This window comes from Parvibaculum sp. (genome assembly GCF_002684405.1).
GTDB lineage: Bacteria > Pseudomonadota > Alphaproteobacteria > Parvibaculales > Parvibaculaceae > Parvibaculum.
Map to the genome: position 1 here is coordinate 1 of NZ_NYVD01000090.1, position 10,537 is coordinate 10,537.

At 60.8% G+C, this 10,537-nt stretch carries 11 protein-coding genes; 6 read left to right on the forward strand and 5 right to left on the reverse strand.

What is annotated here, in order from left to right; genetic code table 11:
* The first annotated feature begins 71 nt into the window (after positions 1–71).
* Together cydB and CMI59_RS08170 are read left to right on the forward strand one after the other, a co-directional pair.
* Positions 72–1,079, forward strand: a complete 1,008-nt coding sequence (cydB, locus tag CMI59_RS08165; protein ID WP_293327079.1) for a cytochrome d ubiquinol oxidase subunit II — start codon at positions 72–74, stop codon at positions 1,077–1,079.
* On the forward strand, positions 1,066–1,197 hold the full coding sequence (locus CMI59_RS08170) for a DUF2474 family protein (RefSeq protein WP_293327081.1): 132 nt from the start codon (positions 1,066–1,068) through the stop codon (positions 1,195–1,197). Before cydB ends, CMI59_RS08170 begins: the two co-directional genes overlap by 14 nt.
* 4 nt (positions 1,198–1,201) lie before the next feature.
* On the opposite strand, the gene CMI59_RS08175 is transcribed toward CMI59_RS08170, so the two are convergent.
* Entirely contained in the window at positions 1,202–2,662 is a 1,461-nt protein-coding gene (locus CMI59_RS08175; RefSeq protein WP_293327083.1) for a short-chain fatty acyl-CoA regulator family protein, read from the reverse strand.
* A gap of 229 nt (positions 2,663–2,891) precedes the next feature.
* Between CMI59_RS08175 and aceB the strand changes: the two genes are divergently transcribed.
* From aceB to rraA, 4 genes are all read left to right on the forward strand, one after another.
* Complete coding sequence (gene aceB, locus CMI59_RS08180; protein WP_293327084.1) at positions 2,892–4,508, forward strand: malate synthase A; 1,617 nt, start codon at positions 2,892–2,894, stop codon at positions 4,506–4,508.
* A gap of 46 nt (positions 4,509–4,554) precedes the next feature.
* On the forward strand, positions 4,555–5,847 hold the full coding sequence (gene aceA, locus CMI59_RS08185) for an isocitrate lyase (protein WP_293327086.1): 1,293 nt from the start codon (positions 4,555–4,557) through the stop codon (positions 5,845–5,847).
* A gap of 142 nt (positions 5,848–5,989) precedes the next feature.
* Complete coding sequence (locus tag CMI59_RS08190; protein ID WP_293327089.1) at positions 5,990–7,135, forward strand: serine hydrolase domain-containing protein; 1,146 nt, start codon at positions 5,990–5,992, stop codon at positions 7,133–7,135.
* Between the two features lie 108 nt (positions 7,136–7,243).
* Positions 7,244–7,747: a ribonuclease E activity regulator RraA gene (gene rraA / locus CMI59_RS08195; RefSeq protein WP_293327091.1), complete on the forward strand. Its 504-nt coding sequence runs from the start codon at positions 7,244–7,246 to the stop codon at positions 7,745–7,747.
* 27 nt (positions 7,748–7,774) lie between these two features.
* On the opposite strand, the gene CMI59_RS08200 is transcribed toward rraA, so the two are convergent.
* From CMI59_RS08200 to CMI59_RS08215, 4 genes are all read right to left on the reverse strand, one after another.
* Positions 7,775–7,951, reverse strand: coding sequence for a hypothetical protein (locus CMI59_RS08200; protein WP_293327094.1), 177 nt, complete (start codon positions 7,949–7,951; stop codon positions 7,775–7,777).
* A gap of 254 nt (positions 7,952–8,205) precedes the next feature.
* Complete coding sequence (speE, locus tag CMI59_RS08205; protein ID WP_293327096.1) at positions 8,206–9,087, reverse strand: polyamine aminopropyltransferase; 882 nt, start codon at positions 9,085–9,087, stop codon at positions 8,206–8,208.
* Positions 9,087–9,623, reverse strand: coding sequence for an adenosylmethionine decarboxylase (gene speD, locus CMI59_RS08210; protein ID WP_167094004.1), 537 nt, complete (start codon positions 9,621–9,623; stop codon positions 9,087–9,089). The genes speE and speD overlap by 1 nt, the downstream gene beginning before the upstream one ends.
* 483 nt (positions 9,624–10,106) lie before the next feature.
* A partial coding sequence (locus tag CMI59_RS08215; protein WP_293327099.1) for an FAD-dependent oxidoreductase occupies positions 10,107–10,537 on the reverse strand: 431 nt, incomplete at its 5' end.

A 10,537-nucleotide genomic window follows, 5' to 3' on the forward strand; every position in this document is an offset into this window, starting at 1 on the left:
GTGAACCGCCCGAGGCCATGCGCGGCGCGCGCCCCGGCCTTGTCGTTCCCGCGGAATAGGAGGCAGTCCCCATGGAAATTCTCGCTCTCATCTCCGCCGGCATCATCGCCGCCGCCATTCTCGGCTATGTGCTGCTGGACGGTTTCGATCTCGGTACCGGTATTCTTTTCCCATTCGCGCCCGACGGCCGGTCGCGCAACATCATGATGAACTCGGTCGCGCCCGTCTGGGACGGTAACGAGACCTGGCTCGTGCTCGGCGGCGGCGGGTTGATGGTTTTCTTCCCGCTCGTCTATTCGATCGCGCTATCGGCCTTCTATATCCCCGTCATGTTGATGCTCTTCGCCCTGATCTTCCGGGGTGTCGCCTTCGAATTCCGTCATCAGGCAGATACCAGCACGCATCTGTGGAGTGCGAGCTTCTTCGGCGGTTCGCTGATCGCGGCTTTCATGCAGGGCGTCCTTGTTGGCGCGCTGGTGCAGGGCGTCCGCGTCGACGGCCTTCATTATTCCGGCGGCATGTTCGACTGGCTGTCGCCCTTCACCGTGCTCACAGGGCTTGGCACCGTGGTGGGATACGGCCTGCTCGGTGCGACATGGCTCATCCTGAAAACGGAGGGCGACCTTCAAGCCTGGGCACGGCGCGCCGCGCTGGTTCTGGCAGGCGGCGTGCTCATTGCCATGGCGGCGGTCAGTGTGCTGACGCCCTTCCTCCGGCCCGCCATTGCGGATCGCTGGTTCAGCGGCATCAATCTCGTCTTCCTGTTCCCGATCCCGGTCGTCACGGCTCTTCTGGCAGCCTGGCTTTTCTACGTCATTCTGTCCGGCAGGGAGCTTGCCCCTTTCGCCTCTTCCATCGGGCTTTTCGTGCTGGGCTTTGCCGGGATCGGTATCTCGCTCTATCCGCACATCATCCCGCCCGACATCACGATCTACGACGCCATCGCACCGCGTTCCAGCGTGATCTTCGCGATGGTCGGCGTGGTGCTCGTGCTGCCAATGGTGCTTGGCTACACTTGGTATGCCTATAGCGTCTTCAGGGGCAAGGCGACGGAGCATGGAGGCTATGGCGGAGAATAACGATCACAACGTTCCCGAGCCCCTCAAACGGGTCTACTGGTTTGCGGGCATCTGGCTTGCCGGTGTCCTGGCGCTTGCGGTCTTCGCCTTTGTTGCACGGGCGTTGATGGGACTTTGAAGCGCTATTCTCCTGCTTCCCGGTCTTCCACCACCGGCACGCCGAAAGGCGACACCCCGCGCACGTGATCGTCCACACGCAGGCGGTGCTTCAGCGACTTAAATGGTGGCTGCGAACAATCGACCCTTTCACAGAGGCGGCAATTGACCCCGATGGGCATGGCGCCACGCTCGTCGTCGAGATCGTAGCCCTGGCTGTAGATGAGGTTTCGTGCATGGGCGATATCGCACCCGAGGCCGACCACATATTGGTCGCCCGGCACGCCTATCCCCGAGCCTGCCCGGCTCACCGTGCGGGCGATGGAGAAATAGCGCGTGCCGTCTTCCATCTGCACGATCTGCGTATAAACCTGCCCCGGCACGCGGAAGGCGTCATGCACGTTCCAGCGCGGGCATGTGCCGCCAAAACGCGCAAAGTGGAACCCCGCGGCTGAAAAGCGCTTGGAAACATTCCCCGCATTGTCCACACGGATGAGGAAGAAGGGGATGCCCTTCGCACCGGGCCGCTGCAGCGTCGTCAGGCGATGGCAGACCTGCTCGAAGCTCGTGCCGAAACGGCGGCCCAGCAAACGGATGTCGTAATTGGTCTGCTCCGCGGTCCTGAGAAAGGCGTCATAGGGCATGAGGAGCGCCGCCGCGAAATAATTCGCCAGTGCCACCCGCAGCAGACGGCAGGCTTCGTCGCTGTCGAGACCTGAGCTTTCGACGATATCCTCGATGGTACGCGACTGTTCGAAATAACCGAGTTGATAAGCAAGCTGGAAGGAGCGTCCTGGCTGGTCGAGCAGTTCGGACAGGAAAATCGTCTGACGGTGCCGGTCGTAGCGGCGCAACTCGCCGGACATGATGTCGGCGGGCGCAATCCGGGTCGAGACGCCATGTTTGTCACGCAAGGCGTTGCGCAGGCTGACATAGGGTTCGTCCGCACTGATACGCGCACTCTCATAGAGTTCTTCCGCGGCGGCATCGAGCGCGGGGAAATGGTTCTTGCGACTGTTGATGAAGTCCCGCACCTCTTCCAGCGGCAGGCCGGGTGTATCGCTCGCATCGTCGATATCGCGATCGGCGAGACGTTCGGCCAGCATGGCTCCACTGGTCATGGATTCCTGATAGGCGCGGTAGAGCGTCGACACCGCATCGGCAAAGGCGGGGCTTGCCGCAGCAACTTCCTGCAGGTCCTGGATGGAGAGCCCGGCGTCGCGAAAGACGGGATCGGCGAATATTTCACGCAGCACGGTGAGGGCGCGCGCCTCATCGTCACCGCCCAGCGTTCTGAGATCGACATCGAAAACTTCGGCGAGTTTGAGCAGAATCTGTACCGACACGGGTCTCTGGTTGCGTTCGATCAGATTGAGATAGCTCGCGGAGATGCCGAGATTTTCCGCCATACGGGCCTGAGTGAGTTTCCGCTCTCGGCGGAGGCGCCTGATGCGCGGACCGGCAAAAACCTTCTTTTCGGCTGCCATGTGACTGACTCTCTTACAGGAATCCGGATCCCAAACGATCCGGCTCCATTGAAATTAATTTACAAAATTTACATTTTCAACAAAAACGACAGCGAATCTTGTCAACAACTTTACTTCAATCTTTTCAATAGCTTAGGAAATGGAGCCTCGGTCATGGACATTCGGCTGTCGTCAATGTATGACCTCCGCAAATCCAGAACCCAAGTACGGCCAGCGGAGGCGAGCAAGCATGAGCGGAGCACCGAGCGTGGACGGCGTTGTCATCAAGGGCGCGATGAAGCCCGGCTATGAGCGCATCCTGACCCAGGAAGCCCTGGAATTCGTAGTGGAGCTGGAGCGCAAATTCGGCGCCCGCCGCAAGGAGCTGCTCGCCGCGCGCGCCGCGCGTCAGAAGAAGTTCGACGCCGGCGAACTGCCCGACTTCCTGCCCGAGACGAAGAACATCCGCGAAGGCGACTGGAAAGTTGCGCCGATCCCGAAGGATCTGCTCGACCGCCGTGTGGAAATCACCGGCCCGGTCGACAACCGCAAGATGGTCATCAACGCGCTGAACTCCGGTGCGCAGTCCTACATGACGGACTTCGAGGATGCCGCGGCGCCGACATGGGACAACATGATCGGCGGCCAGCAGAACATGATGGCCTATTGGGACGGCTCGATCGGCTTCACCGACGACTCGAACGGCAAGACCTACAACGTCATCGACAATCCCGCGACGCTGATCGTGCGTCCGCGCGGCTGGCACCTGGAAGAGGCGCATGTCGAAGTCGACGGCGCGCCGATGTCCGGCGGCATCTTCGATTTCGGTCTCTACTTCTTCCACAATGCGAAGAAGCAGATCGCATCCGGCTCCGGCCCGTATTTCTACCTGCCGAAGATGGAAAGCCATCTGGAAGCGCGCCTGTGGAACGACATCTTCGTCGATGCACAGAAGGCACTCGGCGTGCCCAACGGTACGATCAAGACCACCATCCTGATCGAAACGCTGCCCGCCGCGTTCGAGATGCATGAGATCCTCTACGAACTGAAGGATCACATCGTCGGCCTCAATTGCGGCCGCTGGGACTACATCTTCAGCTACATCAAGCGCCTCGGTAAAAACCCGAACTTCATCCTGCCGGACCGTGCGCAGGTTGTGATGGGCGATGCATTCCTGAACGCCTATTCGCTGCTGCTGGTAAAGACCTGCCATGAGCGCGGCGCCTTCGCCATGGGCGGCATGGCCGCCCAGATCCCGGTCAAGGGCGATGAAGCGGCCAATGAAGCCGCCTTCGCCAAGGTCCGCGCCGACAAGGAGCGCGAGGCCAATAATGGCCATGATGGCACCTGGGTCGCTCATCCCGACCTCGTCGCTGTGGCGATGGAAGTCTTCGGCAAGCTCGAAGGTCCCAACCAGCTTGCACGCCAGAGGCAGGACGTGAATGTCGGCCAGAAGGAACTGCTCGAGCCGCATAAGGGCGAGCGGACCGAGGGCGGCATGCGCGAATGCTGCCGTGTGGGCGTTCAGTATATCGAAGCCTGGCTTGGCGGGCGCGGTGCCGTGCCGCTCTACAACCTGATGGAAGACGCCGCGACGGCCGAAATCAGCCGGACGCAGCTCTGGCAGTGGATCTATCACGGCGCCGACCTCAACGATGGCCGCAAGGTCAGCCCTGAACTCTTCGACGAAGTGCTCGAAGACGAGATGAAGAAACTCCGCGAGGCGCTCGGCGAAGAGCGCTGGACGAACGGCCATTTCGAAGAGGCGATCAAGCTCTTCTCCGAGATGACCAAGGCGAAGGAATGCGAGGAATTCCTCACGCTGCCGGCTTATCAGCAGATTCTGCAGCAGGAAGCCGCAAACTGAAACCGGGCCCCCTCACCCATCCCCTCCGACTACGAGGAATGAAACCATGAGCAAGACTTTTTACGACCTCGTTCCCGGCGCACCCAAGGGCCGGTTCGACAATGTTGAGCGCAACTACAGCGTCGAAGACGTTGAAAAGCTGCGCGGCTCCTTCCCCATCGAGTACACGCTCGCCACGCGCGGTGCGAACAAGCTCTGGGACGGCCTGCACACGGAAGACTACATCCACTCGCTCGGCGCCCTTTCCGGCAACCAGGCGATGCAGATGGTCCGTGCCGGCCTGAAGGCGATCTATCTCTCCGGCTGGCAGGTTGCCGCCGATGCGAACACCGCCTCTGCCATGTACCCGGACCAGAGCCTCTACCCGGCCAATGCCGGTCCGGAGCTTGCCCGCCGTATCAACCGCACGCTGAAGCGCGCGGATGAGATCGAGCATTCCGAAGGCGGCGCACAGCGCGACTGGTTCGTGCCGATCGTGGCCGATGCGGAAGCCGGCTTCGGCGGTCCGCTCAACTGCTTCGAGATCATGAAGGCCTATATCGAGGCCGGTGCCGCTGGCGTCCACTATGAAGACCAGCTCGCTTCTGAAAAGAAGTGCGGCCATCTGGGCGGCAAGGTGCTGATCCCGACCAAGCAGCACATCCGTAACCTGAACGCCGCGCGCCTCGGCGCCGACGTGATGGGCACGCCGACCCTCATCATGGCTCGTACGGACGCTGAGTCCGCCAAGCTCATCACCTCCGACATCGACGAGTACGATCACGACTTCATCGACTTCGATGCCGGCCGTACGGCTGAAGGCTTCTACCGCCTGAAGGACGGCACGGGCGTCGATCACTGCATCAATCGCGGTCTGGCCTTCGCGCCCTACGCCGATCTGCTGTGGTGGGAAACGTCGGTTCCGAACCTCGACGACGCCAAGCGCTTCGCCGAAGCGGTCAAGAAGAAGTATCCGGACCAGATGCTGGCGTACAACTGCTCGCCGAGCTTCAACTGGGAAGCCAATCTGGACAAGGACACGATTGCCAAGTTCCAGCGCGAAATCGCGGCCATGGGCTACAAGTACCAGTTCGTGACGCTGGCCGGCTTCCATCAGCTCAACTACGGCATGTTCGAGCTGGCTCGCGGCTACAAGGATCGCGGCATGGCCGCCTATTCCGAGCTGCAGCAGGCCGAGTTCGGCGCCGAAGGCGACGGCTACACCGCCACGCGTCACCAGCGCGAAGTGGGCACGGGCTATTTCGACATGGTCTCCGTGGCTGCCGCCGGCGGCCAGAGCTCCACGACCGCCCTTGGCGAGTCCACGGAAGCTGCGCAGTTCAAGAAGTCGGCCGACTAATCCAGTCGCTGCCACTTCGGCAAAACATGAAGGCCGCGGGAGCAATCCCGCGGCCTTTTTCATGGCATCCAGAGTTTCCTTTGCGAAAAGCGCGACTGTCCGGATACGCTCTTGCCCATCAAACAAAATCCGAGGGAGTGATATGGCAGATTCCGCCATGGTCGATATTGAGGGAGAGGTCGCGCCGGGCTTTGAAGCCGTGCGCGATGCATTCGCAAGTAATTTCATCAAGGGGGGAGATGTCGGCGCTTCCTTCGCCATCTGGAAAGACGGCGAGTATCTCGTCGATCTCTGGGGCGGGCACACCGATGCCGCGCGCAGCAAAGCCTGGCAGCGCGATACGCTGCCCAATGTCTGGTCCACGACCAAGGCCGTGGCCGCTTTGTGCCTTGCACGTCTGGTCGAGCGCGGCGAGCTTTCCTATGACGACCCGATCATCAAGCACTGGCCGGAATTCGGCGCTCATGGAAAAGACCGGCTCACGGTCGGTCAGGCGATTTCGCATCAGGCGGGCCTTTCCACCTTGCGCGAGCCCCTTACCGAAGAAAATCTCTACGATCACGACGACATGGCGGCGCGCATGGCGGCGGCCGAGCCGCTCTGGGAACCCGGTACGCGCTCGGGCTATCACGCACTCACTTATGCGTTCATCACCGGCGAACTCGTGAAACGGATCACCGGCAAGACGATCGGTCGATTTTTCCGGGACGAGATCGCTGCGCCATGGGAGATCGACTTCTATATCGGCCTGCCGGAAAGCGAGGAAGGCCGCATTGCGGAAATGATTGCCGCGCCGAATGCACAGCCGCTCGACGCCGCCAACCTCAATGAAGTCCAGAAGCTTACTTTCGCCAATCCCTCGCCCTCGGCGACGGCGCCCAACAGCCGCGCGTGGCGGAAGGCGGAAATTTCATCCGCCAACGGCCGGGGGTCGGCCAGCGCCCTGGCAAAGCTCTTCGGAGCCGTCGCGGCGGGCGGCGCATTGAACGGCACAAGCCTTGTCAGCCGGGAGACGCTTGCCAAGCTTTCAGCCGAACAGATTTCGAACGAAGATCTGGTTCTGGGCCTTCAGGGAAGCTGGGGCGCCGGCGTTTTGCGTAATGTTGGCGGTCTTCTCTATGGTCCCAATGAGGCGACCATCGGCCATTCCGGATGGGGCGGCTCTTTCGTGCTATGCGATCCGGTAGCCGGTGTCGGCATTTCCTATGTCATGAACCAGATGGGCCCCGATCTCGCCGGCGACCCTCGTGCGATGGGACTGCTCGCGGCAGCCTATGAGGCACTTTGACCGATTTTCGAGGCGGCGCGATATGTGCCGCCTCGCACGACATTTTGGCGCCAGGGCGGATCACCTTTACCGCCGGCGCCATTCCAACCCGACAGTATGAGGATGCCTATGACGCCCCGCCCCGACGCAACGACAGTACCCGCCACCACAGACCTTTCCGATGAGTTCTCCGACCGGCTTCAATATGCCGAACCGGTTTTTGCCGATTTCGGCGGCATCCTCGGTTTTTGCGGCGAGATCGTCACGCTGGCCGCCTTTGAGGACAACACGAAAGTCCGCGATGCAGTGGAAAGCGAAGGCAAGGGCCGTGTGCTCGTCGTGGATGGGGGCGGCTCCATGCGCTGCGCCCTTTTCGGCGGCAATCTTGGAAAGCTGGCGGAAGAAAATGGCTGGGCCGGGGTGATCATCAATGGCTGCGTGCGCGATACGGCCGAGCTCGAAGACTGTGCGGTCGGCATCAAGGCGCTGGCGGTGCATCCGCGCAAAAGCGAGAAGCAGGGCCTTGGTGAATTCGGGAAAGTGTTTCAGTTCGCAGGCGTGACCTTCCGCCCGGGCGCATGGGCCTATGCGGACGGCGACGGCATTGTCGTCTCCGACGAGAGGCTTGCCTGACTGCTCCCCGCCTCGGCAGAGCAGGCGTCAGAAAATCAGGTCCTTGAGCTTCCACAACGCCAGCACGACCGTCGCTGCCGAAATCAGCATCCCGCCGCTAACCAAAACCACATCCACCGGACGAAGAGGTTCCATCTCGTCGAAGTCGCCCTGCCCATCGCGCTGATCAAGATTTCTGACCGGCTGCACACCCACTCGCCGCATGCCTCACTTCCTCCGATACATTCCCACCCCAAGGAACATGTCCCCGTCACACCAGAAGAAATGCGCCGGGACTTTGTGAAGTTAAGGTAACATCCGTTATGGTTAGCAATCCATTCGAATTGATATTCGAAGTAAAAAAAGGGCTAATGCGCTGGATTTTTCGGTACACCGCACCGCAGCAACCGATTCCGGAAAAAGAATACTGCGCGACTGTTCGGGGAGCTTAGGCGAATCACCCTCGCTCCCCGTTTCAATCAGCGACTACCTGTAATCTTCGACACATAACCCGGCAAAGCGAAAGCCGCCTTGTGGACTTCGGGCGTGTAGTACTGCGTCGAAAGGCCCGCGGCCTCATAGCGGCTGGCGAGTTCTTCGACCGGCACATCCAGCAGGGAAGTGTTGTCCGTCCCCCAGCCCATCGCCATCGGGCCGCCGACATAGGTCGGAATGGTGGCGAGATAGCAGGTGCCTGTCGCAAAAATCCGGCGGAATTTTTCCATGGTGCCCGCCAGCTCTTCAGACTGCATGAAAGGCACACCGTTCTGCGTAACGATGACGCCGCCTTCATTCATGCACCCGGCACAAGCGCGATAGAACGCCTCACGGAAGAGCACTTCGCCCGGACCTATCGGGTCGGTCGAATCCACGATGATGACGTCATAACGATCTTCCGTCTCTTCCACGAATTTCGCGCCATCGGCGAAAACCAGGTTGAGACGCGGATCGTCGAACGCTCCGTTGGAAACTTCGGCCAGATGCTTCTTTGCAAACTCCGTCACCGAAGGGTCGATCTCGACCATGGTGACGTGCTCGACCGTCTTGTGACGCGTTACCTCACGCAGGATGCCGCCATCGCCGCCGCCGATGATGAGCACACGCTTTGCGTTCCCATGCGCGAGGATCGGCACATGGGTCATCATCTCATGATAGATGAACTCGTCGCGCATGGTGAGCTGTGTCACCCCATCAAGCGCCATCATCCGGCCGAACAACGCGTTCTCGAAAATCACCAGGGACTGCTGCCCGGTCTTTTCCTCATAGATCACCTTGTCCGCGCGAAAAGTGCAGACGAAACCCTCCTCTTCGTAGAGGGTTTCGTCGATCCAGCGTCCGCCTTTGTCGTCCTGAAACGGCATCAGACCATGTCCTGTCCGCGCAGGTGTTCGCCGACACGGATGTCGGACGGACTGAAGGCTTCGCGCAGCACTTCGATGGCGTTATGCGGCTCGGCTTCGCCGCACATGAACACATCGAGCGCGGCATAGTCGGCTTCGGGCCAGCTATGGATGGAGATATGGCTCTCCGACAGCACGGCCACACCCGACACGCCTCCGTTCGGCGTGAAGTGATGCAGATGGATGTGCAACAAGGTCGCCTTGGACACTTCCACGCAGCGCCTCAGCGCCTTCTCGATATGCTCGATATCGTCCAGACGGCTCGCGCCGACCAGGTCGATGATCAGATGCGTGCCGGCATAGCGGACGCCGTCGCGCTCGATAAAGAAATCGGTGCGCTCGTCGGACGATGTGTAGGGCCCGGCTTCGACGGTATCGGCTTTTTCGGCCTCTTCCGACGGCGCCTGAACAGGAAACTCGAGTACTTCCGCCTGGGTGCTGCTTGAATCGCGGTTCAAGTCGATCCCCAATTGGAAGAGGGCATTGGATTCGGTCATAGTGCCTCTCCCCAACCAGTAGATGGACCTTGGCTTGCCGGACGCCGTCCCACATACATTTCCAGTAGGGGATCGCCCGCCGGGGCCTTGGATAAGTTATTACGATTTCGCGGATGGAACGCGCTCACGCCCCTCGGTCGGGGCTATGTTCCGGGTGCGAGGCCGAATGCACCTCGCTTCAACAGTCATGAGCTTGTCGGAATTTCCGAACGTTTCGCCCTGACGGAAGACCCGGTTGATCCGGGGCGTCAGCCCCTCGGTCTTGAACCGGCCATATGCAATCTCCCTCGAAACCCGGCGGGTGGCCCGAAACGGTCGGCGCCGCCGAAATTGTCCAAAGAGACGCGTACGCCGTTACTTAACCGTGGTGGCCAGTGGCACGTGCGATTGCGTTCGAGCGGAGAGATAATGGCCATGACCGGCGCTGTCAATCGGTGTTGCAGCGCCGGAGCAAAATTTCACAATGTGACACTCACACCGGAGTCAGCGCGGCAGGCGCTCCATGACTTCCCTTGCGGCACGGATACCGGACTGGAGCGCACCGTCCATATAGCCCTGCCATTCGGTCGCCGTTTCGGTGCCTGCCCAATGGATACGGCCGACTGGCGCGCGCAACGCCTCGCCGAAGCGGGTCATCACACCCGGCGCCATGTGAGCCACATAGCAGCCCCGGCTCCATTCCTCTGCCGTCCAGTCCTGATCGACATAGTCGATGGGTTCGCGAGCCTCGGGGCCAAAATAGTCCGTGAGCGCCTTAATCACTTCCTCGCGGCGGATGTTATCCCCCATCGAACTCATGGCGGTAGCATGATCTCCATCGATAAAACCGACCAGAATGCCGACGGACTCATCTTCCGGCGACTGATCGAACACCACGTTGAAGGCGTGGGCATCGCTTACCGCCATGCCCGCCA